Here is a 24,829-nt window from a genome sequence, read left to right on the forward strand (position 1 = left end):
CATGCTCATCGACGGCAAGCTTGTCGAATCTGAAACCGGACGCCAATTCGACAACATCAATCCGGCGACGGAAGAAGTGCTCGGCGGCGCGTCTGATGGCACGCGCGCCGACATGGAACGTGCAGTGGCCGCCGCGCGCCACGCCTTCGACAACACCGACTGGTCGCGCGACGGCGAGGCCCGCGCGGCCGCTCTGCGTCAACTCCAGGCGGCGCTGGAGGCCGAGCGTGAGGAGCTGCGTGGCGAATTGATCGCCGAAGTTGGCTGCCCACTGCTCAGCACGTTCGGACCGCAGCTCGACGTACCGCTCAAAGAGGCGCTGAGCTGGCCCGCCGATATGATCAGCCAGTTCCCGTGGAAACGAACGCTTCCGGACAAGGACGCGTTCGGGATGGGCACACCGGCCGCACGTGAAGTCTGGAAGGAACCGATCGGCGTGGTCGGCGTCGTCACGCCCTGGAACTTCCCGCTCGAGATCATCCTCAACAAGCTCGGTCCCATTCTCGCGATGGGTAACACCGTTGTGCTCAAACCCGCTCCCGATACACCGTGGAATGCCACCCGGATCGGACGGATCATTGCCGAGCAGACGGACATCCCGCCGGGCGTGGTCAACATCGTCACGTCGTCTGATCACCTTGTCGGCGAGGTCCTCTCCACATCGCCGTTGGTCGACATGGTGGCGTTCACCGGATCGACCGCGACCGGTCGACGCATCATGGCTGCCGCTTCGGAAACTGTGAAGCCGACATTCCTCGAACTCGGCGGTAAGTCGGTGTACCTCGTTCTCGACGAGGAAAGCGTCGACACTACCGTCGGTGGTTCAGCGTTCATTTCCATGCACGCCGGCCAAGGCTGTGCGATGCCCACCCGTCTCTTGGTGCCGAATTCCCGGTACGAGGACGCCGTCGAGATCGTCAAAGTCGCGATGGAGAAGAACAAGTACGGCGATCCGACGGATCCCTCGGTGCTACAGGGACCACAGGTGTCCAAGCGGCAGCAGGAGCGGGTGCTCGGATACATCGAGAAGGGCAAGCAGGAGGGCGCGCGACTCGTCACCGGCGGCGGTGTGCCCCAACACCTTTCCAAGGGTTACTTCGTCGAACCGACGGTCTTCGCGGACGTGGACAACGCCATGACGATCGCCCAGGAGGAGATCTTCGGCCCGGTGCTCTCGGTTATCGGTTTCGACGACGACGACGACGCGGTGCGCATTGCCAACGACTCGATCTACGGCCTGTCCGGGGTGGTGTTCGCCGACGACCTGGAACGTGCGAAGGGCGTGGCCAGCCGTATCCGGACCGGCACGCTCGGCATCAACGGCGGCCTGTGGTACGGCGCTGACGCGCCATTTGGTGGCTATAAGCAGTCCGGCATCGGGCGGCAGTGCGGCATCGAAGGTCTGGAGATCTTCACCGAAACCAAGACCGTCGGCTGGCCGGCGTCATAGCCGGATTGAAGGAGACCTCATGAGATCAAAGGCCGCAGTCCTGCGCGGAGTCGGCGTGGACTGGGAAGTCACCGAAGTCGAACTCGACCCCCCGCACGCGGGCGAAGTGCTGGTCAAGATGGCCTATGCCGGTGTCTGCCATTCCGACGAGCACTTCTACACCGGAGACAGCGTGCCGAGCAAGGACATGGAGGAGATGATGCGGGCGGCCGGTGTGCCGGTGCCCGAGTGGTTCCCCATGCTCGGCGGACACGAAGGCTCGGGCGTTGTCGAGGAGGTCGGCGACGGCGTGACGACGCTCAAACCCGGTGACCACGTAGCGATCTCGTTCTTCCCCGCCTGCGGAAGTTGTCGTTTCTGCGTCACGGGTCAGACCTACCTCTGCGATGTCGGCGCCGACATCTACAGCAAGGAGATGACGACCGACCACACGCGTAGGCGTCACCTCGGCGACGAAGATCTCATGGCGATGATGCAGGTCGGCACCTTCTCCGAATATGTCGTCGCCTCCGAACGGTCACTGGTGAAGATCAACGACTGGATTCCACTGGAGGCGGCGTCGCTGGTGTCATGCGGCGTGACAACAGGTTTCGGTTCGGGGTCGGTGGCCGCAGGTACGGAGGTCGGCGACACGGTCGTGGTCGTAGGTGTCGGCGGCATCGGGATGAACGCCGTCCAAGGGGCCAAGGCTGCGGGCGCGAAACACATTGTCGCGGTTGATCCGAACGAGTTCAAACGCGACGTCGCGCCCTCGTTCGGCGCCACACACACCGCTGTCGACGCCGGCGCCGCGGTCGACCTCGTCAAGGAGATCACCTGGGGTGTCATGGCCGATCGCGTCGTGCTCACACCGGGTGTCGTGCCGCCGGATCTCATCCTGGTGGCGATGATGTTGCTGCGCAAAGGGGGCACGTGCGTGCTCACCGGCATGGGCAAGGTGACCGACATGATGGTGCCGCTGGTCATGGGTGACATGGTCAGCTCATGCAAGACGCTCAAGGGCGTGCTTTACGGGTCGATGAACCCGCGCGAAGCAATGCCCCGCCTGCTGTCGATGTACGAAGCTGGCACACTGAAGCTCGATGAACTCGTCACGCAAAAGTACAAACTCGACGACATCAACGAAGCGATGAGAGACCTCCGCGCGGGCAAGAACATCCGGGGTGTGATCGCGTTCGAGGAGTGATCCCTTGGGTGTTCTGACAGCCTCCTGGGTCGCGGTCTCACGACCACCCAGGTGGGGTTTCACGACCGTAGGATCCGCAATATTGCACCGGCCCGTTGACGATAGATGTTGTTGCCGGAAGCGCGTTTTCCCGTTCCCACAGGGTTGGCGCCGGTACTGTTTGACTCATGAATTCACGCTCGGACAGCGAGCGCCGCCGACCGACGCCATGTTCAACCATGCGGTGGCTTATGCGCGCAAGTCCCTCGGATCTCCTGTTGGCCACAAGTGCGGCGGCCGCATCGTTGCCGTTGGTCGGGCGCCATGTGCAACGCGCCGGCTCTTTCGCCGCGATGGGCGTGTGGGGCAGCCGATACGCCGGCGACTTCGCCGTGGCTACGCGCCGACGTCTCGCGCCGGACACCTCCGGCATCCGTAAGCGCGAGCGCAGCATGACAGACGGCGCCGTAGTCGGCGCCCTCAGCGCTTTTGTTCCACGGTCGGATTTCACTGATACGCGGGACAAATCCGACCAGTTGCCGCCTCTGTTGAGAGCGTCCACCCATCGCCGCGCGATCTACCGGAGCACTGTGCAGTACGGTCCGCTGCCTTCACAGGTACTCGACGTGTGGCGTTCGAGGGATCTTCCAGACGAACCTGCCCCCGTCCTTGTGTTCGTGCCCGGTGGCGGATGGATCCACGGCAGTCGGCGGATGCAGGGATATGCGCTGATGTCACACCTCGCCGCGCAGGGTTGGGTGTGTCTGTCCATCGACTATCGGGTGGCACCGAAGAGCCCGTGGCCGGCACATCTGATCGACGTCAAGACCGCCGTGTCCTGGGCGCGAGAACATGCGCAGGAATTCGGTGGTGATCGGAACTTCATCGCGATCGGCGGCGCCTCGGCGGGTGGACATCTCGCGGCGTTAGCCGGATTGACGGCGAACGACGCGCCAGCCGAGGTCGGCCTTCCGGTCGAGGCGAACACCTCGGTCGACGCGGTGGTGTCCCTCTACGGGCGTTACGACTGGGAGGACAGGTCCACCCCAGAACGCGTGCGCTTCATGGACTTTCTGGAGCGTGTAGTGGTAGCGGGCACAGCAGCGCGGTATCCCGACGTGTTCCGCCAGGCATCGCCGATCGCCCTCGTGCACCGCAGCGCTCCACCATTCTTCGTGGTCCACGGCACGGCGGACTGGATCATTCCGGTGGACCAGGCTCAGAGTTTCGTCGAGAGGCTGCGCTCGGTATCGGATTCCGCCGTCTGCTATCTGGAGCTACCAGGCGCCGGTCACGCATTCGATCTCGTCGATGGAACACGCACCGGTCCCGCCGTGGCTGCCGTTGGAATGTTCCTGAATCAGGTGCGGCGCAACAGCCTTCTCACGAAAGCCGTGTGACCTCCGTGTCAACCGATCACGGGAAGGCGGCGTTGGTCCGCCAAGTCGTCCAGCGCTTCCTGCATGACCGACCGTACGTGTGCGTCGACCGCGTCGATATCGGGGTCGTCGCCAAATCGCTCAACCACGTCGATCGGCGGTAGCACCTGAATCACGATTTTCGACGGCATCGGAAGGTTCAGTGGTAACACCGCGGACAGCCCGAAGGGAACTCCGAACGACAACGGAATAATCTTGACCCGCATCAGTTTGTCCAGACGAAGCGCCTTAGCCAGCCAAGTGCCCCGCGATAGAAACAGCTGGGTCTCCTGGCCCCCGATTCCCACGGCAGGAACGATGGGGACTCCGGCGTTGACGGCCGCCTTCACGTACCCTTTGCGGCCCGCGAAGTCGATTGTGTTGGCGCCGCGTGTCGGCCGGTACACATCGTGGTCCCCGCCCGGAAACACCACCACCAGGCCGCCCGAGCGCAACGCTTCCTCGGCGTTGTCGTGGGAGGCACGAATGAACCCGGTCCGCTGCAGCGCCCCTGCCTGCGGACCCGACAGCAGCACGTCGTGACTCAGGGTGTATACCGGTCGGTCGTAGCCGAATCGCTGGTAGTACTCGGACGCAAATATCGGTACATCAATGGCGAAGAGCCCGCCTGAGTGGTTGGACACTATGAGTGCACCACTCTGAGGCAGTGCCTCCAGACCACGGACTTCGATGCGGTGATAAGCCTTCAGCAAGGGGCGAAGCCAGCCCATCACTCGTTTCGTGAACTCGGGATCCCACTTGGTCAGCTCTGAACAGTCCTCGCTGTTGTCAATCACAGGCGCGTGCCCTTTCGAGGTTCATCCCGCAGCCATATCGGGCGCGTTGTCTGTCGGCAACGACACCCTGATGGTTTCTCCGGGTATCGCTTTCAACGATTGAATTTCGCGGAAACTGTCGATCATCGCGTCGGTCATCTCATGGGGATCGTCGACGGTGATGTCGTCGGTCAGCACAGAGATGTTCAGCTGATCGATGTAACTCCAGACGGTGACGTTCATCCCACTCGCCGCCGCCAACGGCCCCACCGAGTAGATCTCGGTGATCTCGGCGCCGTCGACACTGCGGGCTTCGCGCGGACCGGGAACGTTGGAAACGGTCAAATTCATCACCGTGCCTGAGTTGAGGCGCCGGGATTGCCAGCGAAACATAGCGGGCGACAGCGGTGGCGGAAGATACTCCAGCCACGAGGCGAGGAGAGTCGGCCCGCTGAGGCGAAAGTTCTCCTTGGCATTGCCACTTGCCATCGCAGTCAGCGCGAGCCGTTCCGCAGGATCGCAGATGTGGACGGGCAGTGGTGGCAGCATATATCCGAATGCGTTGCCGCTGAGACGTTCTGGCGACTTATCCAGGCTGACGGGGACCCCGGCGATCAGTGGCGTGTCGGCGTTGCCGTCGTACTTGAGCAAGAGCGTCCGCAGGGCACCCGCCGTCATGGCCAATACGGCGTCGTTGATCGTGACGCCAAGGGTTTTGCATGCCGATTTGACCTCCGAGAGCGGCAGCGACGCCGTGTCGAACCGTCGTTGAGGTGTGACGACGTGATTGAGAAAGCACGGCGGTGGGGTGAGCGGTCGAGCAGGTCTCGGTTGCTTCCGCCGTGCGCGGAAGCGCATAGCGACCCGCGAGATACCGCCGGCCGTTTGCCATACAAGTTTGGGTGTCCGTGCCAGCTGCCGTAGGTGGTCGTACATGGCGTCGCGAAGCAACTCGCGGCGGCTGGGAATCACGTCTGGCTGGAGAGTCCGGCCGACCTGCTCCAGCACATCCGGTGACAGAAGCGCCGCTGTGATCAAGTTAGCCGAGGCCACACCGTCCGCTAATGCGTGATGCATTTTCAGAATGACCGCGACCCGGTTACCGGCAAGGCCTTCAGCGACATACAGGTGCCACAGAGGTCGATCGCGAGGGAGCTGGACAGCAGCAATCTGCCCGACGAGATCATCGAGTTGGCGTCGGCCGCCCGGCGGCGCGACCACGACACGGCTGATGTGGTCGTAGGCTTCGGTGGGCGAATTCTCCTGCCACATGGGGTGGTGGAACTTGAACGGGATGTCTACGAGCCGGTAGCGCATCGGGGCCAGCCCAAGCATGCGGGCGGCCATCACCCGCCGGAAGGATTCGAATGTGTAGCCGTCCCTCAGACCGGACACGTCGAAGACGCCGAGCTTGATCGTATGGGTGTGGATCTGCGGAGTTTCGCTGTACAAGAGCATGGCGTCGAGTCCCGTGAGTCGTTTCATCGGCCGCCGCCCGGCATTGAACGCTCGCGTCGCTCCCCGCGAGTTCTGCGCGTCACCAGGCTCATCTCGACCATCCCCTGCCCTTACTTGCTGAGAACATACCCTCTCAGAATCGAGTTCATTCGTTTCCAGGAAAACGGTCTGCAATCAACGTCATCGCGGAGCTCCGCGGCTTCAGCGAATCGCCGACACCTCGGTCATCGGGACGCCGCCATGTGCCGTGCCGCGCGGTGGCTGAACAGCAGCGACGCGCCAATCGGGTTGCCGCCGCCCGGGTAGGTCTCACCGGACACCGCGGCCATCGTGTTGCCCGCCGCATAAAGACCAGGGATCGGCCGGCCCTCGGCGTCAAGCACACGCGCATCGACGTCGGTCCGCAGACCGCCCTTGGTGCCCAGGTCCGAGGTCCCGAACGCCGCCGCCCGGAACGGTGGTGTGTCGATCGGCACCAGCGGTGATGCGCCGCCGGTAAACGCGCGGTCGAAGGATTCCCGGCCGCGGCCGAAGTCCTCATCCTCACCGCGTTGCGCGAGCACATTGAAACGGCAAACGGTTTCGACGAGATTTGCTTCTGGCACATCGATCTTGGTGGCAAGCTCTTCTACGGTGTCGGCCTGCACCCACAGCCCCGCCGACTCGTACTCGCGGGTCGGCGAGAAGGAAACGTTGGTGGCCATCACCGGTGGTTGTTCACCGGCTCGGCTGTCGTAGACCATCCAGTACGGTGTGCCGACGGCGCCGTCGCGCATCGCACTCAAGATCTCGCGGCCCAGCCTGTCGTAGGCGGCCGATTCGTTGACGAACCGGCGGCCGGCCTTGTCGACGAAGATGCCTCCGGTGAAGCACAGCGCGAACGCCGCGCGACCATCGGGATGGATCAGCCCCGGTGACCACCACGCCTGGTCCATGAGGTCGGTACTCGCGCCGACCGCGATCGCAGCCTTATGCGCCAGTCCCGTATTGCCGGGTGCGCCCATCGTGCCGGATGCCGTTCCGGGAACCCCATATTCGGCTCGCATTTCGGCGTTCTGCTCGAATCCGCCCGCCGCCAGCAGGACACCGCGGCACGCCCTGATCGTGCGGCGCTCCCCATCGCATTCGACCACCCCGCCGGTCACTCGGCCGTCTTCGACGATCAGCTCGACGAGGCTGGTGTTCAGATAAGCCGCCACCGCGGGGTTGTCGGCCATCGCGGACAGGAAGCGACCGATCACCGCTCGCCCACCGGTCAGGAAGTCGGGCTGTGGCTCGCCGAGACGTTCGTGGTCCAGCGGACCGCGGACCTTTCCTTGGAATCGCCCGAGGCGGTCGCCGGGCAGTCCCTTGCAGACAGTGTGGCGCATACCGTCGTTGCGCGCACCGGGGACCGAACTGTAGTAGTCAGGCCATGGCAGGATCTTGAACGCGAAATGGTCGTCCTGCTCAAGGTATTCGATCAGTGTGGCGCCACCGCGCACATACGTCTCCTGGAGTTCGGCGGGCGTACGGTCGCCGACGACGCTGCGGTAGTAGCGCAAGGCTTCGTCGATGGTGTCGTCGCTGCCCGCGCGGACCAGCACCGGATTGCAGGGGTACCACATCCCGCCGCCGCCGGAGTAGGCGAATGTACCGCCGAATTGGTCGGTGGCCTCGACGATGGCTACCGAAAGTCCCTCGCGCGCAGCGGTGTACGCACCCGCCAGGGCACCGGCGCTACCGGCCACCAGGACGTCGACAGCTTCGTCGGTATCAGAAGATGTGGTCACAGGTTCCTCGATCTGTTGACGAAGCGGCCTTCTCGCGGCGAGAAAAGCCATCCGCCACCGGCTTTGGTCCCGCCGTCGACGGGAATGTTATGGCCGGTGACGAAAGCCGACTGATCCGATGCCAGAAACAGCGCGACGCGGGCCTGGTCCTCCGGCCACCCGACCCGGCCGACGGGCGCCCACGACGCCCATAGTTCGTCGACGTCCTCGTAGCCGGTCAGGTAGTCGACCTGCGCCGTCTGCGCGAGGTCGGTGCCGATGCCGTTGACGCGGATGCCGTGGCGACCGAGATCCACGGCCAGACAGGTGGTGAAGTGCGCGGCCGCGGCCTTCATCGCCCCGTACACCGGATCCTTTGGATAGCCCCGCATGCCCTCCACAGAATGCACTGTGACGATGTTGCCGCGATGGGCGCTCATCATCGACGGGACGAAAGCCCTTGTGACGGAGAAGACATGGCGCAGGTTGATGTCGTACTGCTGCTGCCACGACTCAGGCGTCGAATGGTGAAACGGCACCAGGGGCCGATAGTCGCCCACGTTGTTCACCAGCACGTCGGCGCGTCCGTGTTCGCCGAGCACGGCGTCGGCGAGCCGGGCGACATCGTCGTCGACGGTGACGTCCACGACATGGCTGCGAATCGATCCGCCGGCGCCGGTCACCTCGTCGCGGATTCGGTTGGCACGTTCCCGGTCGATCTCGGCGACCTCGACGTGCGCACCGTGCTCGGCGAACAGCCGGGCGATGCCGGCGCCGATACCGTCGCCACCACCCGTGACGACCGCGACGCGGCCGTCGAGCAGCCGATTCCAATTGTCGATAGGCGGGGACCGTCGTCCATCGTCACCGGTCATGGCGACGGACAATAGCCGGTCGCTTCTATCCGGCGGGCCGCATCGCGAACCGCGGTCCCAATCTTCCGGATTTCCCTGGCGTTGAGTCCGCGGAACGGCGCCGCGGTGATCGACATCGACACCACCCCATCGGCGTCCTTGACCGGCACCGAGATCGTCGCGACCTGATGGTCGGCGGTGTCATCGAGTTCGGCGGGTAGGTAGTCGACCAGCGCCAGATCGGCGAATGCGCCGGCCAGCCGCGCGGTGATCTCGTCGGGCTCGCCGTTTGCGGCCAGCGCGCGCAGGGCCGTGTAGACGCGGACGTATTCGCGACTGAGGCGTTCGATCACATACCCGCGCTCACGCACCTCGGCGAGCACCGCGGTCAGCCGCCTGCGCAGCTTGGTCGACGGTTCGCCGATCCCGGCAAGCCACTGCTTGATGGCCGCCTCCCCGGCCCAAGCCACATAGTCACGCCCGAACGGCGCCACCAGTGGCATGCGCAGACCGGCCGTGACGCGCGGTGCGGTGAGCGAGTCCCCGACCGAATCGGTCACCACCAGCGTCGCACCCTCACGACGAGCCAGGAAGACCTGTGCGCCAACGGTTTCAGACAGGGTGTCCAGCAGGGAGCGGAATGCGCGGTCGCTGTTCGGTCGGGCCAGCGCACCGATAGCGGGACCACACGAATAGCTCGCTGACGATTCGTGCTTTACGACCCAACGGTGTTGAGCGAGGGTGGCGAGGATGGCGTGACCGGTGGCGCGGCTGATACCCAGATCGCGACAGATGTCGGCGAGCGAGAAATCCCGCTCCGGATCACCGGCGAGCAGATGCATCACCGCGACGACGCGTTCGGTGGGCGGGGAGGGCACTTGACGGCCTTTGCTCCCAACGTCTACGTTCAGCGTCACAATATCGAACGGTATGTCGAATATTCGAATCATGCAATCACGAGGACCGGCGATGGGCAGCACTACCGAGCTCAGCTTCGACGATCTGACTGCGCCGCGACTCACCGACGTCCAGCGCCAGATTTTGGAGCACACCGAAAACCGGCGCGTCGTCCTCGACATCGAGCAGATGGCCGGCGAGGCCGTCTCTGAAGCGGGAGCCGACGATTTCGCCGCCGACGACGAGTTCTGGGACCGGGTCGGAGCCTACGTCGACGCGATCGAGGCCGACGTTGGCCTGACGCAGCTGATCCGCGGGACGCTGCGCCAGCGCATTGTGCGCCTGCTGCGCAACCGGCTGTCGCTGACCGACCTGCTCAAGCGCCACCCGGAAATCGAATCGATCGCGATCGAGAAACCGTTCATCGTGGTGGGGATGCCCCGCTCGGGGACGACACATCTGGTCAACCTGCTGGCCGCCGATCCACGGCGCCGCGCGCTGCCCTACTGGGAAAGTCAAGAGCCGCTGCCGATCCCGGGCCAGGGTCCCGACGTCAACGGCGTCGACCCGCGGTACACCCGCGCGAAGAACGAGCACGACGCGATGATGATCAGCGCTCCCGCCACCGCCGCCATGCATGACCGCTTCCCCGAGGCGATCGAGGAGGAAGTCGAGATCCTCGACCTGGACTTCGCGGGGTATGTCCTGGAATGGCACGCCCGCGTCCCAGGTTGGCGGGACTTCTATCTCAGCCTCGACCAGACCCGGCACTACGGGTACATGAAAAAGGTCCTGCAGGCATTGACGTTCCTGCGCGGTCCCCGTACCTGGGTGCTGAAGTCGCCACAGCACTGCGAGCAACTCGGCCCGCTGATGTCGACGTTCCCCGATGCCACCGTGGCTTTCACCCACCGCGATCCCGTCGCGGTAATCCAGTCCGCTATCACGATGATGGCCTACTCCGACCGCCTCCGCCGTCGCACCATCGAGCCGCAGTGGCTGCTCGATTATTGGGCAGACCGCGTCGAGCGACTGTTGCGCGGCTGTGTGCGGGATCGGGGGCTGGTGCCAGCCGAGCGCAGCGTCGACATCGGCTTTCACCACCTCAACGGCCACGAGTTCGATCTGCTCGACGACCTGTACGCACGCGCGGGCGTCGAACTGACGTCCAGGGTCCGCCGGGCGTTCCAGGCGTATCTGGACAGCAACCCGCGCGGCAAGCACGGCTCGGTGCGCTATGAGCTGCAAAGGCACTTCGGGGTGTCGCCCGACGAACTACGCTCGCAATTCGCCTTCTACTTCGAACGATTCGACGTGCGACCCGAAGGACACTAGTTGAGCCAACAACCGATCTACCGGAGTCGTCCCGGCGCCGATGCGCTCGCCCCGGCAGCGGCGGAGCGAGCCGAGGAAGTCGAGCCCGGCATCTGGTGCTCGCCCGGCCTGTCGAACACCTACCTGCTGACCACCTCCGATGGCCGCGTCGTCGTCAACACCGGAATGGGATTCGAAAGCCAGCTCCACCGAGCGAATTTCGACGCCGTAGACACGTCCCCCATCCGCTACATCATCGTCACGCAAGGCCACTACGACCACGTCGGCGGACTCGATACGATGCGCGACCCGCAGACGCAGGTGGTGGCGCAGGCCAACTGGCGGCACTGGCGCGACGACAACGAGCGTCTCCTGGCCTACCGCGCCAACAACAGCGCCTTCGCGTTCTCCGACAAGCTCGCCAACGGCATTGCCGCGATTCAGCAGCGGTTCGGAAAGCGGCTCCCAGCCCAGGCCGCACACTCCGCCGACATCGAAGTGGACGACTCGCTGGTACTGACCGTCGGCGGCCGCACCATCGAACTGCTGGCAACGCCGGGCGGGGAGACCACCGACTCGATGGTCGTCTGGCTTCCCGAACAACGGGTGTGCCTGTGCGGCAACACCTTCGGGCCGGTCTTCGGACATATCCCGAATTTCGTCACGATGCGCGGCGACCGGTACCGCGACCCACTGACGACCATCGCCTCGATCGAAAGGGTGCGCGAGCTTCGGCCGGAAGTCCTGATCACCGGGCACTTCGAGCCGATCCGCGGCGCCGATCTGATCGACGCCGAATTGACCCGCCTACGCGATGCGATCGCGTACCTTCACGACCGGACGGTGGAGGGCATGAACGCGGGCAAGGACGTCTACACCCTGATGCGGGAGATCACGTTGCCCGCCGAGCTCGAGGTCGGCCAGGGCTACGGCAAGGTGGCCTGGAACGTGCGGGCCATCTGGGAGAACTACTCCGGTTGGTTCCATCACCGTTCGACCACAGAGCTTTACGGCATCGGACCTGATGAGCTCACCGTCGACCTGGTTGACCTCGCCGGCGCCGAGCCCGTCGTGGCGCGGGCCGAAGAGCGGCTCGCGGCGGGCCAGGCGGTGCATGCGATCTATCTCGCCGAGGCCGTCGTCCATGCCGACCCGGCACATATTCGCGCCCGCGCCGTCCTCAAGGCCTCCCATGAGGACCTGCTCGCCGCCAGCACCAACTTCTGGGAATCCGCCTGGCTGACCAAGAAAATCGGAGACTACTCATGACCGCGCGCGCCACGTTCGACTTCACCGGGACGACGGCACTGATCACCGGGGGCACGAGCGGGATCGGCCACGCCACGGCGGCGCTGTTCCGCGACGCCGGCGCCGCGGTGACCATCACCGGCACCAAGACCGGCCCCGGCGACTACGACACCGACCTCACCGGCATGACCTACCGGCAGCTCATCCTCACCGACCCGGCCTCGATCAACGAGTTGGTCTCGGAGACAATCACATTGGATGTGCTCGTCAACAACGCAGGAGCCAATTTTCCGGGTGGACTCAACGAAGCCGAGCCCGACGGCTTCGACGCATCCGTGGCGGTCAACCTCACGGCGCCCTACCGTCTGACCGCGGGGCTGCTTAAGGCGCTGGCAGCGTCGGGCGGTGCGAGCGTCGTCTTCCTGTCGTCGTTGTCGGCGCTGCGGGCGGTGACCATGGTGCCCGGCTACGGCGCGGCCAAGGCCGGCATCGGGAGCCTCACACACAATCTCGCCGTGAAGTGGGCGCCGCGCGGCATCCGGGTCAACGCGGTGGTACCCGGCGTGATCGACACCCCGATGACCGAGCTCGCCCAAACAGTGCCGGAAATCATCGATGCCGAACTCGCCCGAATCCCGCTGGGCCGCTTAGGGACACCAGCCGAGATCGCCGGGACAATCGCCTTTTTGTGCACTGAGCAGAGTTCGTACACCACTGGGGCGCTGCTGGTCGTCGACGGCGGATCGACCAGCCAGTGAACGAGGCTTCTCAATGACGATGGCCATCCTGCGGTTCAATTTCGCCGCGCCTCAAGACGACCCGTCCGCTCGCCGCGATCGGATACGGGCGGCGATGGAACTCAGTTCCTGGTCGGAAACACGCGGTGTGAGCGCCGTCAGCTTCGACGAACACCATCAGAGCGGGCACGGCTGGAGCTGCAATCCCGTCATGACCGCCGCAGTCCTGCTGTCCCGCACCGAACGCGTCGTCGCCAGCGTCGACTGCACGCTGGGCCCCCTGTGGCACCCGGTACGGCTTGCCGAAGACATCGCCATGGCCGACACGATCGGTGGCGGGCGGTTGATCGTCACAATCGGGATGGGATACCGGCCCGTCGAATACGAGTTGTTCGGAATGCCATTCGAAGAGCGCGGCCGCCTGATGGACAACCTCCTCGACACGCTGATGTTCCTGTGGTCGTCACCGGACTTCACTCCAGGCCCGTTGACACGCCCGCACCCCACGGTGTTCGTCGGCGGAAGTGTGCGCGCGACCGCGCGGCGGGCCGCCAGACACGGTCTGCCGCTCAACCTGCCCAGCCACCTTCCCGAACTCGCCGACTACTACCGCCAACTGTGCGCCGAAGCAGGGCACACCCCGATCGTCGTCATGCCACCGTCGCGCAGTCGCGGCATGGTTTTCCTGCACGAGGACCCGGACCGTGCATGGGCCGAACTCGGCGAGCACTATCTATGGGAGGCGCGCGTCTACTCGGGCTGGGGTGGCGGTGAGGTGCATTCGTTCATGCATGGCACGGAGAAGATCGAAACCCTTGAAGACGTCAAGGCCGCCCAACGGTATCGCTTCATGTCGCCCGAGCAATTGGTCGCGGACGTGAAAGAGAATCCGCACGATCACCTGGTGCTTCACCCGCTCGTCGGCGCCATGCCGATCGAGGAGGCGTGGAAGTCGGTCCAACTTCTGACCGACGAGGTACTGCCCGCCCTCAACGGGCGCCGATAGGACGGCAGCGGGCACAATCGCGGTGAGCATGTCCGATATCGAGGAACCACCGCCCGCCTCGCGGCGGCGCCACATCGTGCGCCTTGCCGTTGTGGTGGCGTTCCTGCTCGGGTTGTTCTATCTCGTGGCGATCGCCAGGGTGATCGACGTCGAAGCGGTTCGCGGTGCTGTGGCCGCCACGGGTCCGGCCGCCCCCGTCGCCTATGTCGTGGCGTCCGCTCTGCTCGGCGCCGTGTTCGTACCCGGACCGATCCTGGCGGCGGGCAGCGGCGTGCTGTTCGGACCCGTCCTCGGCCTGTTCGTGACGCTGGGCGCGACCGTGGGGACGGCGATCATCGCGAGCCTGATCGGCCGTCGCGCCGGCCGCGTGAGCGCACGCGAACTGCTCGGCACCGAACGGGCCGATCGGCTGGACAGTCTGATCGAGCGGCGCGGCTTGTGGGCGGTCGTCGGGCAGCGCTTTATCCCGGGGGTGTCCGACGCGCTCGCGTCCTACGCGTTCGGCGCGTTCGGAGTGCCGCTGTGGCAGATGGCCGTTGGCGCGTTCATCGGGTCGGTGCCGCGGGCGTTCGTGTACACGGCACTGGGAGCCTCGATCGGCGATCTGAATTCACCGTTGGCGTACGTCGCGGTGGTGGTCTGGTGCGTGACGGCCGTCGTCGGCGCGTTCGCCACCCACCACGGCTACCGCAAATGGCGGGCACGCTCCACCTCCCATTGACTGTGACAGCAGTCACACTAGAGTCGTGTCATGGACAGGAACCACTCCGATTCACTCGCCGCGGGCGGCCTCAACTGGGACAGCCTTCCCTTGAAGCTGTTCGCCGGCGGCAACGCCAAATTCTGGGACCCGGCCGACATCGACTTCTCCCGCGACCGAGCCGACTGGGAGGCGATGACCGAACTTGAACGCGACTGGGCCACCCGGCTGTGCGCCCAGTTCATCGCGGGCGAAGAAGCGGTTACCCAGGACATCCAGCCGTTCATGGCGGCGATGCGTGCCGAAGGTCGCCTCGGTGACGAGATGTACCTGACGCAGTTCGCGTTCGAAGAAGCCAAACACACGCAGGTGTTCCGCATGTGGCTCGACGCCGTCGGGATGACGGGCGACCTGCAGCACTATCTCGACGATCTGCCTTCGTACCGGCAGATGTTCTACGACGAGCTACCGAAATCACTGGACACCCTGGCGACAGATCCCTCGCCAGCCGCGCAGGTCAGGGCCTCGGCGACGTACAACCACGTCATCGAGGGGATGATGGCGTTAACGGGATACTATGCGTGGCACCGCATTTGCGTCGACAACAACATTCTTCCCGGGATGCAGGAGCTGGTCCGCCGGATCGGGGACGACGAACGCCGCCACATGGCGTGGGGCACCTTCACCTGCCGGCGCCACGTCGCCGCCGATGACGCCAACTGGACGGTCTTTGAGAACCGAATGTCGGAGCTCATCCCGTTGGCGTTGCGCAATACCGACGATGCATTCGCCCTCTACGACGAGATCCCCTTCAACTTCACCATGGACGAGTTCACGGCGTACGCCACCGACAAGGGGATGCGGCGGCTCGGCACCATCGGCAGCGCGCGGGGACGACCGCTCGCCGAGATCGACATCGACTACTCGCCGGTGCAGTTGGAGGACACCTTCGCCGACGAGGACAGGAAGAGCCTGGCCGCCTCGGCCTAGACGCTGCCGCCGACTAACCGTGCCAACGGTGAAGGTCGGCGTTCAGATTCATCCGCAGCTTTCGATAACGCTGGCCGCGAAGGCCGCGCCTTTTCACGCCCAAATCCGAGTTTTGTAGACGATTACTCGCACTTTTCCTACAAAAGTCGCCTTTCGTGGCGGTGACGACGTCGAACGCCTGGTGGCGGCCCGCTAGTCAACCCGCGGAGCGAAAACCGGCATGAACACACTTTCGTCGCCGACGACCTGGTGTTCGAAGCGCACCTCGACCGGAAGACCCACGTAGACCGAGTCCGGTTCACAGTCAACGATATTCGTCGCGATTCGCAGATCGTCCTGCTCCTCCAGCTCGACGATCGCGATCAAATACGGCACGGGCACACCCGGGTTGAAGGGCTGGTAGTTGACGGTGTACGTGAACACCGTCCCCCGACCGGACACCGGGCGATACTCCAGCACGCCGTCGCAATCCGGGCATTCGGCGGCCAGCGGCGTCGCCCACGTGCCGCAGGAAGCACAGAAGGGGATTTTGAGCGCTCCCTCGGCTCCCCCGGTCCAGAACCCCCGGTTGTGGTCGTCGAGCGCGGGCAGAATCCGCGCTGAGGGTGGGGCGTGGTCGGACATAGGAAGCAAAGTACATTCCTATGGGCTGTCATTACAAAAATAGATGGATGGGTGCCGATGAGCTACTTCGAGAAGGACACGATTGTCAGTGGCCTCGGCATTTCGCGCATCGGCCGCAAGACAGGCATCCCCGGGCTGGAACTGACCATGGAAGCGGTACGGGATGCGATCGCCGACGCCGGCCTGACGCCCCAAGACATCGACGGTATCGCGACCTTCGGCGACACGCTGCCGTCTGAAGTCGTTGCGAGCCTTGGCAATGACGCCGCCGACGTCGGCGTTGGGTTCGGTACCGGCGGGGTGCTGACTCCGTTCATGTCAGCGCTGGTCGCGGTGTCCGAGAAACGGGCGCGACATGTGCTGGTCTATCGAACGGTGCAGATGCTCGGCGGGGCGATGACCGGTTCGACCGCCTCACCGCTTCTCGCTCCCCTCGCGGACCCGCCGCTCGAGCCTCGACAGCCGGGGACACGCAGGAGGCTCAAACCGTTCGAGGACATCAACGTGCTGCTGGCGGCGCACGCGTACTCGGCGGCGAACTGGGTCGCCATGCACTGCCGACGTCATATGGAGATGTATGGAACGACACGCGAGCAGCTGGGCTGGCTCGCGATCAACAGCAGGCGCAACGCCGGCCTCAACCCTCGCGCGGCGTTCCGCGATCCGATGAGCATGGACGACTACCTGACCTCACGCCCTATCTCGACACCGTTGGGCCTCTTCGACTGCGACGTTCCGATCGACGGCGCGATTGCGCTGGTGGTGTCGCATTCCGACTATGCGGTGGACTGCCCAAACCCCGCGGTGAAGGTCGAGGCGGTCGGTGGAGCCTACGGCTCGGACGGCTGGTTCCATCGCGACGACTTTCCGAAAATGGCGTCCAGTGAGGCGGCGACGGAGATGTGGTCGCGCACCGATCTCACCCCGTCGGATGTGGACGTGGCCGAAATCTACGACGGCTTCACGTATCTCACGTTCGCGTGGCTGGAAGCCCTGGGCTTTTGCGGTGACGGCGAAGCCGGGCCATTCGTCGAGGGGGCGACGCGGATAGCGCTCGACGGCGAGCTGCCGCTGAACACCTATGGGGGCCAACTGTCCGCCGGACGCATGCACGGCTACTGGCTGTTGCACGAAGCGTGTCTGCAGTTGCGCGGACAGGCCGGCGACCGGCAAGTTGCGCAACGGCCCGAGGTCGCCGTCGCTGCGGCCGGGGGCGGTCCGATCGCCGGCTGCATGGTGCTGACCCGCTGACGTCCGGACAGCCGCGAAACTGCTAGTCGGGAAGTTGCGCACTGCCCGGCGGTGGCACAAGCGCCCATGTATCGCACGCCATCGCCAGCATCGCGTACGTACCGACGACGAAGATGAGCTCCATCGCCTGATGCGTGCCGAGCTGGTCGACGAGCCGTTGCCAAGTCGGCGGTGCTGCGCGACCGTTGGCCAGCAGTTCGTCGGTGGCCTCGAGAATCAACCGGTCGATGCCCGCGAAGCCGTCGTTGCCTGCCGCTAGAAGCGCGATGTCAGACTCCGGCAGACCGCCGGCGGTGGCGACCCTGACGTGCTCCCCCCAGAAGAACACCGAACGACGCGTGTGCGCCAGGCGTAGGATCGCCAGCTCGCGCAGGCGTAGCGGCAGCTCGCCGCGCTGCAGCAGAAAAGCGTTGTAGCTCATGAACTCCCGGGTCATCGCCGGGTGTCGCGCGAGCACACCGAGGATGTCGAAGTTCATCGGGTCCCGTGGGCCCCCCGAACCTGCGCGCGGCACGTCGTCACCCGGTATCCCGAACAGTGCACCGACCGCGGCGTATTCGTCGTCGCCCCACTCATCCTGGGTCAACGGGGGTAGCAGTGTCATGCCGGCGGTCCGTTCAGACCGTGCAGCTCAGCCAACGCATGAAGCTGTTCGAGGTAGTGATCTAACGACTCGTGAGCGAAATAGGCGAACACCGTCGTCGTGCCGGCCGAGGCCATCTTCTCGAGCGTTTCCCTGGCCGCCTCCGGATTTCCCACCGGATCCAGCGGCTTGTCTGCGGGCAGCACGACCTCGAAGCCGTCGGGGACGTCGCGTGTGCTCAGCCATTCGGCAGCGGTGTCGATGGACACGGCAAACGGGCACCAGCCGTCGGCAAGCGTGAGCGCCCGGCGCAACGAGCGTTTCGTTCGTCCGCCCACCCAGATCGGCATATGCGATTGCAGGGCGCAAGGGTCGACGGTGAGGCCACCGAAGGAGTAGAAATCGCCCTCGTACACGGGTTCATTGGTCGGCAGCGCAACCCGCAGGGCCCGCAGGGCGTCGTCACCGCGCACCCCTCGGTCGTCGAACGGCGCGCCGAGCAGGTCGAACTCCTGCTTCAGCGACCCGACCCCGACACCGAGTATGACCCGCCCCTTGCTGACGTGATCGAGCGTTCCGTAACGCTTCACGATCTCGAGCGGATGGTGATACCCGAGCACCAGTGTCATCGTGGCGAGCCGGATCCGCTCGGTGCGAGCCGCGATGTAACCCAAGGTGGCCAGCGGATCCCAGTAGCGCGCACCGCGCCGACCCGCCTCGGAGGCGGGTATGCCGATGTGCTCACTGCAGGTCAGGAAGTGATAGCCGAGCCGGTCCGCCGTCTCGGCTACTCGGCCGATGTCCTCGATCGTCGCATCGCGCTCCCACCCGAGGGCCGCGCCGCCGACGTTGGTGACCACCGGCGTCGCGATGCCGATTTTCACTGCAGAGGCTCTTCACCCGCGAGGATCGTGCGATGCATGAGGCGCCCACTGTCGATGGAATATTCGAGCACCCGGTGCATCGTGCCGGTGTTGTCCCACATCAAGAGATCGCCGGGCTGCCACTGGTGACGGTAGACGTATTGCGGCTGGGTGGCCCAGTCACGCAGACGGGCAAGGAGTCCGCGGCTCTCCTCGACGGGCATGCCGACAACGTAGTCGGCAGTCGCACCGAGCAGCAACGACTTTCGGCCGGACTGATGTGTCCACACGATGGGGCACGTCTTCGTCGGCGACTTCTGCCAGAACGTGATCTCCTCGAAGCTCATTTCGGGGCGGACGTAATACTGCGAGCGTTCCGCGCTGTGGACCACGCGAAGATCCGCGATGAGTTCCTTATCGGACTGCGGCAGGTCGTCGTAGGCCGCGTAGGTATTGCAGAACTCGGTCTCGCCACCGGTTTCTGACAGCGTGATGGCCCGCAGTAGGGTCGCGAGGTTCGGATAGGGCTGCAATGATCCGTCGAAATGCCAGAACATCGAGCCCTTCAGATACTCGGCTCGCTGGTTCACGTTCTTGTCGAGCGAGATCTTGTAGATGCCGCTCTCGCCCTCGTTCGCGGGGATGGCGCCGAGGGTCCTGGCGATCGCGACTTGCTGTTCGTCGGTGATGTCGAGTCCACGGAAGAAAACGACCCCGCGCTGCTCGAGAATTGCGCGGATGTGCTGGGCTTCGGAGCCGCTGAGTAGCGTGTCCAGGTCGGTTCTGATCTCGCTACCGATCCGCGGGGTCAGGTCAACGACCTCGAGCTGTGCAGACGTGAGTCCCATGGCGATCAGCTCACTCTCGTGAGAATGGTGTTGGCCGAATGCTTTACCCGCGGCTGCTTCCACAGTTCGACCGCGAGCGACACGGTGATCAGCGAGTAGAGCAGGTTGCGTAGGTTCGCGACATCGTCGGGCAGCGGTTCGGAGTAGTCGAACTTGTCGACGTAGGTGACGGCTTCTTCGGCATAGGGGAACACCTGGTCATAGAACGCCTGGATCTCCTCCATCGAGGAATTCACCCGCTTCACGTAGCGCTGATGACCGTCCTCGATGGCCCACTCGGCCACGAGATGTTCGAGTTGCGAGAACTCCGGCGGCAGAAGCGCGCTCATCGGGTCGCCGCCTCGCCGGCCGCCACGTAGTCACCGACCACCTTGTGCAGATGACGCAACAGGATCTCCTCGTCGTTCATCGTGAAATGTGTCAGGGCACCGCTGTTCAGCATCGCCTGCAGGCCTTCGGACGGGCTGGCGTCCTCCAGGATGATGTCGTTGAGGAAGGTCATCGTCAGTTCCTGGCCCAACCGTTCCCGATGGCTGGTAGGCGGCTGGTAATACGCCTCGGTTTCGAAGATGTGCGAATGCGGACCCGTCGGCCAATGGGTGTGGACCGTGAAACCGGACGCGCCGAAGATCAACACGAAATTCGGGAAGAACTGGAAAGAATCGAATCCGTACTTCTCGGCGCGCGTCGGATTGATACCCGGCGGCATCGGCCCCCGATTGGGCTTTTTGTTCCACGGACCCGCCGCGCTGGCCTCCATCACGCATTCGATCGGCTTGGAGTAAGGCGTCTTCTGCGACGGTTCGCCGGCGAAGGAAAACATCCGGTGCGGCCCCTTCAGCTGGTAACCCAGCGCATCAGTGAACGGATTCGGTTGATCGAAGGCCTCTCTGGCTTCCGCGGTGAGCGCGCCGAAGGACGAAGCGTGCAGATAGGGGCCGTGGTAGCTTTCCGCGAAGCCATCGACGAAAATCTTCCAGTTGCACTGCAATTCGGCCTTGAATTGATAGACCTGATGCGGCCCGTCGAAGGGATAGCCCTCCAGGCCGTGTGCCAGTTCCCCGAGAAACGACCGCAACGACTCGGTGTTGTGCGGGTTGAGATTGATGAAGATGAACCCTTCCCACACCTCGCACTGAATGGCGGGAACCCGGCAACTCGCGGCGTCGAAGTCGAGCAGCAGATCCTGACGCGTCGCCGAATGCAGCGAGCCGTCCAGCTTGTAGCGCCAACCGTGGAATCGGCAGTACAGCAGCGGCGCGCGGCCCTGGACCTCCTGGAAGGGATCGTCCTCCCAGAGCATCTTGTTGCCGCGGTGCGGGCAGATGTTGTGCATAGCGCGGATCACGCCGTCCTTGCCCCGGACGACGATGACCGACGTGTTGAGAAACCTCAGCTCGCGGGTGAAATAACTGCCCGACTTCGGTACCCGCTCGACCCGGCCCACATAGAGCCACGTCTTTTTGAAGACGTGTTCGCGTTCCTTCTCGTAGAACTCCTCGGAGACGCAGTCTTCGAGTGACACGGGGCCGCGGCCGAGTTCGGGATAGGCGTCGGTCCAGTGTCCGCTTTCGGGTTTGGTCACCAGGCTGTCGTGACTCATGAGGCTCCACCTCCTGGCCGAAAACTACAGCTGCGGAAATAGTCAAAACAGATGCAGTAGCGCAACACCCTGTTGCATATTTGGAACAACCGATGGAACAGAACCTGCCTTTCGACCTCGACGCCCTGCTGGTATTCGGCAAGGTCGTCGAGTGCCGCAGCCTGTCGAGAGCGGCCGCGCTGCTCGGCATGCCCAAGTCCACCGTGAGCCGCAAGCTGACCAAGCTGGAAGCCGACCTCGGCATCAAGCTGCTGCGGAAGAACACGCACCAGCTCACGGTCACGGACCTCGGCGAGCAGGTCTACAGCCACGCCGTGAACATTCTGACCGAGGCCAACGGCGTGCGTGCCCTGGTCGAGAGCAGCAGACAAGAACCGCAGGGCGAGCTGAAGGTTGCGATCCCGATCTTCCTCGGCATCGACTACGCGTCGCGCGTCGGTGCCGCATTCCTGCAGCGCTATCCCCAGTCGCGGTTGGACATCCGACTGGTGGACAACCTCGTCGACCCGATCAAGGACGGATTCGACGTCGTGTTCGGCACTGGGCCACTTCAGGATTCGACGTTGATCGCCCGAAAGGCGTTCAGCCTCGAGCTCTTTCTCTGCGCGACGCCCGACTTCGTGCAGCAGTTGCCCGAACCGATCGCCGACCCGACGCAGTTGGACGCCCTGCCATTCATCGACTTCGGCTTCGGCGGACCGCGAAAATTCACCGTCATCAAACAGAAGCGCCGTTACGAACTGTCACCGCAGGTGCGGGCGCGCGCCAACAACTTTCAGGTGTGTAAGCAGTACATCTTGCAAGGACTCGGCATGGGACCCATGCCCACCCAGATCATCTGCACGACCGAATTGCGCGAGGGCAGCATCGTCCCCGTCCTGCCGGAGTGGCAGCTCGAGGCGATGGACGTGCACATGATCTATCCATTCGAGCTCTCGTTCTCGACTCTCATCAGCGCGTTCTACGAAACTGCGTGCGAGATCATCGTCGAGAATTCCGCTCGAACCTGAGTAGTTCATCGCTTTCAACGTTATGCAGTGAAAGCACTAGTGCCCTCTGCATTTCGTTGATAGCGATGAGGCAGTCGAGCAGACCTACGACGACTGAAGGTCGGACTCCTCGAACACGTCGATGGACGTCACAGGAGTCATCATGATGACCGGGATGTGCCGCGTCGTCGCCCGTTGATAGCTCAGGTACGGCGGATACACATGTGACATGAAGTCCCAGATCCGGTGCCGCTCTTCACCTTCGGGTTCACGCCACGAGGCACGGAACGCCTGGGTGGCGATCTGCAGGTCGACTTCGTCACCGGCACGCAGGTTGTGATACCAGTCCGGGTTTTCGTCGGCGCCCCCCTTGGACGCGACGATCACGACCTCGCCCCCGATGTCGCCGTAGATCAGCGGAACGATCTGCGTCCTACCCGACTTGCGGCCCTTCACCCTGATCAGGCAGTGCGTCGTGAACGCATGTCCCCCGGCCTCGCTGATGTCCATGACGTGGCCTTGCGCGCCACCGGAGCGCAGGTACGTGTCGCGGTGTTTGGCCATCCAGTCGCGGCGTTCCTGTCGAATGGCCGCCGCGGATTCGTTGCTGCTCATTGCGCTTCTTCCTGATGGGCTGGTCTGGACATACATACCATGGTGATCATGACCGATCTGCTGAATGGGATCCCGAGGGTCGACCCCACGGCCGACCCGCCATGGACGCTGCGGATCGTCGCCCGCGTTCTCTCGACGAACCTCGGTTCGGTGGTCCATCGGCGCGTCATGGCGCCTCTCGACGGGCCCCTCGGGCGCCTGACCCGCGGCCGTCTGCATTTCGGTAAGGGCACGATCCCTCTCGTCGTATTGCGGTCGACCGGAGCCAAATCCGGAATCGAGCGTGATGTGCCGCTGGGATACTTCACCGACGGCGACGACGTCATTCTCATCGCCTCGAACTACGGCCAGGCCCACCACCCGAGCTGGTACTACAACTTGCTGAAGAATCCGCACTGCCAGTTGTTCCCGGAAGGCCGTACCGACCGCGGTGGTCATTTCGTGGCCCGCCTGACCGAGGGTGCAGACCGTGACCGCCTGTTCGACCTCGCGGCCGGCTATGCCGCCAACTTCGCGTCGTATGCGGTGAAGACCGACGGCGTCCGCACCATCAACGTGTTCCGCCTGTCCCCGGCGTAGGCGGGTTTAGCAAGCGCGATGCCGGGAGAACCTCTGCGCATGTCGCAGACCAACGATCCGCCGTCGACACCGAAGGACGCCACCAAAGCGACCGACGACCAACGCGAGATCCAGGACCAGCTCGACCACCAGGACGACGACCCTGACGCCCCCGGGGGGCATCAGACCAAGGATCAGGTCGCCGACGAAACCTAGATCAGATCACCTGCCGTGGGTGGCGAAGAACTGGCCGCTCGCGAACGACGCGTCCAGCCAGGTGTGACCACCGCCGTCGATCTGGATGAACGACACCTCGGTGCCGTCGGCGCAACCGGCCGCGGTGAACCGGTGCACCGAGGGCGACGGGGAGTCCTCGACGGGCGCCGGGCACCCGTCAAGCTCACGCCAGCGCTGCGCCATCGCCGGCGCGGACACGATGTCGCTCGCTCCGCCGCGCCCCACCATCGGGCCGCCGTTGAACGGCACGACGTTGTCTGCGGTTCCGTGAATGCTCAGGACGGACACCGGTTGCGATGGATTGCACGGGGACGCCGAGCCGAGCGTGCCCGCGACGGGCGCGACCGCGGAGAAGACGTCCGCGCGCGAGCAGGCCAGCCGGTTGGCCATGAAGGCGCCCGCCGACATTCCGGTGGCGAATACGCGGCCGGGGTCGATTCCGAAGTCCTGCGTCAGCCGGTCGGCGAGCGCGACGAGAAAGCCCACGTCGTCGACGCCCTGACGGTCGGGAACCGACGCGCCCCGTCCATCGGCCCAGCTGAGGTCCACGCCCTCGGGATAGACCACGACGAACCCGTGCTGATCGGCCACGGCGTTGTAGTTCGTCATCGCCGCTTGAGCACCGCCGGTCATTCCGGCCCCGTGCAGGTTGATCACGAGCCCCGTCGGCTGCTCGAGGCCCGGCGGCACGTGGACCAGATAGTTGCGCTGCAGCCCACCGAAGTTCAGGCCGGCGGGGAAGTCCCCGGCCGGAACCGCGGCGGCGTGAGCACCACTGAACATGAGAAGAGCCAGAAGGACGGCGGCCAGCAGTGCCGTCGTGCGCCCGATCAACCGCAATTCAGCTCTCCCTGTCGCGACATGCCACCCGACAGTAGGGACCGCCATTGCGAC

General features: G+C 64.5%; 26 protein-coding genes. 13 read left to right on the forward strand and 13 right to left on the reverse strand.

Going from position 1 to position 24,829, the window contains the following annotated elements:
• Position 1 precedes the first annotated feature (1 nt).
• The 3 genes from G6N36_RS10640 (at position 2) to G6N36_RS10650 (ending at position 4,015) form a co-directional block, all read left to right on the forward strand.
• Positions 2–1,450 carry an aldehyde dehydrogenase family protein gene (locus G6N36_RS10640; protein WP_163690600.1) on the forward strand — a complete coding sequence of 483 codons (1,449 nt, stop codon included), beginning with the start codon at positions 2–4 and terminating at the stop codon, positions 1,448–1,450.
• Positions 1,451–1,469: 19 nt separating this feature from the next.
• Positions 1,470–2,636: an NDMA-dependent alcohol dehydrogenase gene (locus G6N36_RS10645; protein WP_163686480.1), complete on the forward strand. Its 1,167-nt coding sequence runs from the start codon at positions 1,470–1,472 to the stop codon at positions 2,634–2,636.
• 167 nt (positions 2,637–2,803) lie between these two features.
• Positions 2,804–4,015, forward strand: coding sequence for an alpha/beta hydrolase (locus G6N36_RS10650; RefSeq protein WP_170311113.1), 1,212 nt, complete (start codon positions 2,804–2,806; stop codon positions 4,013–4,015).
• Positions 4,016–4,023: 8 nt separating this feature from the next.
• On the opposite strand, the gene G6N36_RS10655 is transcribed toward G6N36_RS10650, so the two are convergent.
• From G6N36_RS10655 to G6N36_RS10675, 5 genes are all read right to left on the reverse strand, one after another.
• Positions 4,024–4,764 (reverse strand): lysophospholipid acyltransferase family protein, encoded by a 741-nt coding sequence (locus G6N36_RS10655; protein WP_235690252.1) that lies wholly within the window; start codon positions 4,762–4,764, stop codon positions 4,024–4,026.
• A gap of 87 nt (positions 4,765–4,851) precedes the next feature.
• Positions 4,852–6,294 carry a WS/DGAT/MGAT family O-acyltransferase gene (locus G6N36_RS10660; RefSeq protein ID WP_163686482.1) on the reverse strand — a complete coding sequence of 481 codons (1,443 nt, stop codon included), beginning with the start codon at positions 6,292–6,294 and terminating at the stop codon, positions 4,852–4,854.
• A 197-nt stretch (positions 6,295–6,491) separates the two neighbouring features.
• Positions 6,492–8,090: an FAD-binding protein gene (locus tag G6N36_RS10665; RefSeq protein ID WP_276068155.1), complete on the reverse strand. Its 1,599-nt coding sequence runs from the start codon at positions 8,088–8,090 to the stop codon at positions 6,492–6,494.
• On the reverse strand, positions 8,036–8,893 hold the full coding sequence (locus G6N36_RS10670) for an SDR family NAD(P)-dependent oxidoreductase (protein ID WP_163686484.1): 858 nt from the start codon (positions 8,891–8,893) through the stop codon (positions 8,036–8,038). Before G6N36_RS10670 ends, G6N36_RS10665 begins: the two co-directional genes overlap by 55 nt.
• On the reverse strand, positions 8,890–9,789 hold the full coding sequence (locus tag G6N36_RS10675) for an IclR family transcriptional regulator (RefSeq protein WP_235690009.1): 900 nt from the start codon (positions 9,787–9,789) through the stop codon (positions 8,890–8,892). Before G6N36_RS10675 ends, G6N36_RS10670 begins: the two co-directional genes overlap by 4 nt.
• 52 nt (positions 9,790–9,841) lie before the next feature.
• On the opposite strand from G6N36_RS10675, the gene G6N36_RS10680 reads away from it, so the two are divergent.
• Genes G6N36_RS10680 through G6N36_RS10705 form a run of 6 tightly spaced genes read left to right on the forward strand, consistent with a single transcriptional unit; the run spans position 9,842 to position 15,764 of the window.
• Positions 9,842–11,104 (forward strand): sulfotransferase family protein, encoded by a 1,263-nt coding sequence (locus tag G6N36_RS10680; RefSeq protein ID WP_163686486.1) that lies wholly within the window; start codon positions 9,842–9,844, stop codon positions 11,102–11,104.
• Entirely contained in the window at positions 11,105–12,352 is a 1,248-nt protein-coding gene (locus G6N36_RS10685) for an MBL fold metallo-hydrolase (protein ID WP_163686487.1), read from the forward strand.
• Positions 12,349–13,089, forward strand: a complete 741-nt coding sequence (locus tag G6N36_RS10690; protein ID WP_163686488.1) for an SDR family NAD(P)-dependent oxidoreductase — start codon at positions 12,349–12,351, stop codon at positions 13,087–13,089. Before G6N36_RS10685 ends, G6N36_RS10690 begins: the two co-directional genes overlap by 4 nt.
• Positions 13,090–13,102: 13 nt before the next feature.
• Entirely contained in the window at positions 13,103–14,074 is a 972-nt protein-coding gene (locus G6N36_RS10695) for an LLM class flavin-dependent oxidoreductase (RefSeq protein WP_163686489.1), read from the forward strand.
• 28 nt (positions 14,075–14,102) lie between these two features.
• Positions 14,103–14,795: a TVP38/TMEM64 family protein gene (locus G6N36_RS10700; protein WP_163686490.1), complete on the forward strand. Its 693-nt coding sequence runs from the start codon at positions 14,103–14,105 to the stop codon at positions 14,793–14,795.
• Between the two features lie 30 nt (positions 14,796–14,825).
• Positions 14,826–15,764, forward strand: coding sequence for a R2-like ligand-binding oxidase (locus G6N36_RS10705; RefSeq protein WP_163686491.1), 939 nt, complete (start codon positions 14,826–14,828; stop codon positions 15,762–15,764).
• A 192-nt stretch (positions 15,765–15,956) separates the two neighbouring features.
• Here the strand turns inward: G6N36_RS10705 and G6N36_RS10710 are convergent, their stop codons facing one another.
• On the reverse strand, positions 15,957–16,388 hold the full coding sequence (locus G6N36_RS10710; protein WP_163686492.1) for a Zn-ribbon domain-containing OB-fold protein: 432 nt from the start codon (positions 16,386–16,388) through the stop codon (positions 15,957–15,959).
• Between the two features lie 57 nt (positions 16,389–16,445).
• Between G6N36_RS10710 and G6N36_RS10715 the strand changes: the two genes are divergently transcribed.
• Complete coding sequence (locus G6N36_RS10715) at positions 16,446–17,639, forward strand: thiolase family protein (protein WP_163686493.1); 1,194 nt, start codon at positions 16,446–16,448, stop codon at positions 17,637–17,639.
• Between the two features lie 22 nt (positions 17,640–17,661).
• Here the strand turns inward: G6N36_RS10715 and G6N36_RS10720 are convergent, their stop codons facing one another.
• Genes G6N36_RS10720 through G6N36_RS10740 form a run of 5 tightly spaced genes read right to left on the reverse strand, consistent with a single transcriptional unit; the run spans position 17,662 to position 21,536 of the window.
• Positions 17,662–18,243 carry a carboxymuconolactone decarboxylase family protein gene (locus G6N36_RS10720; RefSeq protein WP_163686494.1) on the reverse strand — a complete coding sequence of 194 codons (582 nt, stop codon included), beginning with the start codon at positions 18,241–18,243 and terminating at the stop codon, positions 17,662–17,664.
• Entirely contained in the window at positions 18,240–19,106 is an 867-nt protein-coding gene (locus tag G6N36_RS10725) for a TIGR03619 family F420-dependent LLM class oxidoreductase (RefSeq protein ID WP_163686495.1), read from the reverse strand. Before G6N36_RS10725 ends, G6N36_RS10720 begins: the two co-directional genes overlap by 4 nt.
• Complete coding sequence (locus G6N36_RS10730; protein WP_163686496.1) at positions 19,103–19,933, reverse strand: TauD/TfdA dioxygenase family protein; 831 nt, start codon at positions 19,931–19,933, stop codon at positions 19,103–19,105. The genes G6N36_RS10725 and G6N36_RS10730 overlap by 4 nt, the downstream gene beginning before the upstream one ends.
• Positions 19,934–19,938: 5 nt before the next feature.
• On the reverse strand, positions 19,939–20,262 hold the full coding sequence (locus tag G6N36_RS10735; RefSeq protein WP_163686497.1) for a hypothetical protein: 324 nt from the start codon (positions 20,260–20,262) through the stop codon (positions 19,939–19,941).
• Positions 20,259–21,536 carry an aromatic ring-hydroxylating oxygenase subunit alpha gene (locus G6N36_RS10740; protein ID WP_163686498.1) on the reverse strand — a complete coding sequence of 426 codons (1,278 nt, stop codon included), beginning with the start codon at positions 21,534–21,536 and terminating at the stop codon, positions 20,259–20,261. Before G6N36_RS10740 ends, G6N36_RS10735 begins: the two co-directional genes overlap by 4 nt.
• A gap of 92 nt (positions 21,537–21,628) precedes the next feature.
• Between G6N36_RS10740 and G6N36_RS10745 the strand changes: the two genes are divergently transcribed.
• Positions 21,629–22,546 carry a LysR family transcriptional regulator gene (locus tag G6N36_RS10745; RefSeq protein ID WP_163686499.1) on the forward strand — a complete coding sequence of 306 codons (918 nt, stop codon included), beginning with the start codon at positions 21,629–21,631 and terminating at the stop codon, positions 22,544–22,546.
• 84 nt (positions 22,547–22,630) lie between these two features.
• Here the strand turns inward: G6N36_RS10745 and G6N36_RS10750 are convergent, their stop codons facing one another.
• Positions 22,631–23,140, reverse strand: a complete 510-nt coding sequence (locus G6N36_RS10750; protein ID WP_163686500.1) for a nitroreductase/quinone reductase family protein — start codon at positions 23,138–23,140, stop codon at positions 22,631–22,633.
• 48 nt (positions 23,141–23,188) lie between these two features.
• Between G6N36_RS10750 and G6N36_RS10755 the strand changes: the two genes are divergently transcribed.
• Together G6N36_RS10755 and G6N36_RS29390 are read left to right on the forward strand one after the other, a co-directional pair.
• A complete protein-coding gene (locus tag G6N36_RS10755) occupies positions 23,189–23,719 on the forward strand; it encodes a nitroreductase/quinone reductase family protein (RefSeq protein WP_163686501.1) in 531 nt (176 codons plus the stop codon).
• Positions 23,720–23,758: 39 nt separating this feature from the next.
• The gene (locus G6N36_RS29390) at positions 23,759–23,914 is read left to right on the forward strand and encodes a hypothetical protein (protein WP_165799815.1); all 156 of its coding nucleotides are present in this window, start codon (positions 23,759–23,761) and stop codon (positions 23,912–23,914) included.
• Positions 23,915–23,920: 6 nt separating this feature from the next.
• Here the strand turns inward: G6N36_RS29390 and G6N36_RS10760 are convergent, their stop codons facing one another.
• Positions 23,921–24,823 (reverse strand): extracellular catalytic domain type 1 short-chain-length polyhydroxyalkanoate depolymerase, encoded by a 903-nt coding sequence (locus G6N36_RS10760; protein ID WP_179964759.1) that lies wholly within the window; start codon positions 24,821–24,823, stop codon positions 23,921–23,923.
• Positions 24,824–24,829: the final 6 nt, after the last annotated feature.

Source organism: Mycolicibacterium gadium, from assembly GCF_010728925.1.
GTDB lineage: Bacteria > Actinomycetota > Actinomycetes > Mycobacteriales > Mycobacteriaceae > Mycobacterium > Mycobacterium gadium.

Bases quoted from the DNA above. Each gene is read 5' to 3' on its own strand.
- G6N36_RS10640 (WP_163690600.1), top strand. From the start codon at position 2: ATGCTCATCGACGGCAAGCTTGTCGAATCTGAAACCGGACGCCAATTC.
- G6N36_RS10645 (WP_163686480.1), top strand. From the start codon at position 1,470: ATGAGATCAAAGGCCGCAGTCCTGCGCGGAGTCGGCGTGGACTGGGAA.
- G6N36_RS10650 (WP_170311113.1), top strand. From the start codon at position 2,804: ATGAATTCACGCTCGGACAGCGAGCGCCGCCGACCGACGCCATGTTCA.
- G6N36_RS10655 (WP_235690252.1), bottom strand. From the start codon at position 4,764: ATGGGCTGGCTTCGCCCCTTGCTGAAGGCTTATCACCGCATCGAAGTC.
- G6N36_RS10660 (WP_163686482.1), bottom strand. From the start codon at position 6,294: ATGAAACGACTCACGGGACTCGACGCCATGCTCTTGTACAGCGAAACT.
- G6N36_RS10665 (WP_276068155.1), bottom strand. From the start codon at position 8,090: ATGGCTTTTCTCGCCGCGAGAAGGCCGCTTCGTCAACAGATCGAGGAA.
- G6N36_RS10670 (WP_163686484.1), bottom strand. From the start codon at position 8,893: ATGACCGGTGACGATGGACGACGGTCCCCGCCTATCGACAATTGGAAT.
- G6N36_RS10680 (WP_163686486.1), top strand. From the start codon at position 9,842: ATGGGCAGCACTACCGAGCTCAGCTTCGACGATCTGACTGCGCCGCGA.
- G6N36_RS10690 (WP_163686488.1), top strand. From the start codon at position 12,349: ATGACCGCGCGCGCCACGTTCGACTTCACCGGGACGACGGCACTGATC.
- G6N36_RS10695 (WP_163686489.1), top strand. From the start codon at position 13,103: ATGACGATGGCCATCCTGCGGTTCAATTTCGCCGCGCCTCAAGACGAC.
- G6N36_RS10700 (WP_163686490.1), top strand. From the start codon at position 14,103: ATGTCCGATATCGAGGAACCACCGCCCGCCTCGCGGCGGCGCCACATC.
- G6N36_RS10705 (WP_163686491.1), top strand. From the start codon at position 14,826: ATGGACAGGAACCACTCCGATTCACTCGCCGCGGGCGGCCTCAACTGG.
- G6N36_RS10710 (WP_163686492.1), bottom strand. From the start codon at position 16,388: ATGTCCGACCACGCCCCACCCTCAGCGCGGATTCTGCCCGCGCTCGAC.
- G6N36_RS10715 (WP_163686493.1), top strand. From the start codon at position 16,446: ATGAGCTACTTCGAGAAGGACACGATTGTCAGTGGCCTCGGCATTTCG.
- G6N36_RS10720 (WP_163686494.1), bottom strand. From the start codon at position 18,243: ATGACACTGCTACCCCCGTTGACCCAGGATGAGTGGGGCGACGACGAA.
- G6N36_RS10730 (WP_163686496.1), bottom strand. From the start codon at position 19,933: ATGGGACTCACGTCTGCACAGCTCGAGGTCGTTGACCTGACCCCGCGG.
- G6N36_RS10735 (WP_163686497.1), bottom strand. From the start codon at position 20,262: ATGAGCGCGCTTCTGCCGCCGGAGTTCTCGCAACTCGAACATCTCGTG.
- G6N36_RS10740 (WP_163686498.1), bottom strand. From the start codon at position 21,536: ATGAGTCACGACAGCCTGGTGACCAAACCCGAAAGCGGACACTGGACC.
- G6N36_RS10745 (WP_163686499.1), top strand. From the start codon at position 21,629: ATGGAACAGAACCTGCCTTTCGACCTCGACGCCCTGCTGGTATTCGGC.
- G6N36_RS10750 (WP_163686500.1), bottom strand. From the start codon at position 23,140: ATGAGCAGCAACGAATCCGCGGCGGCCATTCGACAGGAACGCCGCGAC.
- G6N36_RS10755 (WP_163686501.1), top strand. From the start codon at position 23,189: ATGACCGATCTGCTGAATGGGATCCCGAGGGTCGACCCCACGGCCGAC.
- G6N36_RS29390 (WP_165799815.1), top strand. From the start codon at position 23,759: ATGTCGCAGACCAACGATCCGCCGTCGACACCGAAGGACGCCACCAAA.
- G6N36_RS10760 (WP_179964759.1), bottom strand. From the start codon at position 24,823: ATGGCGGTCCCTACTGTCGGGTGGCATGTCGCGACAGGGAGAGCTGAA.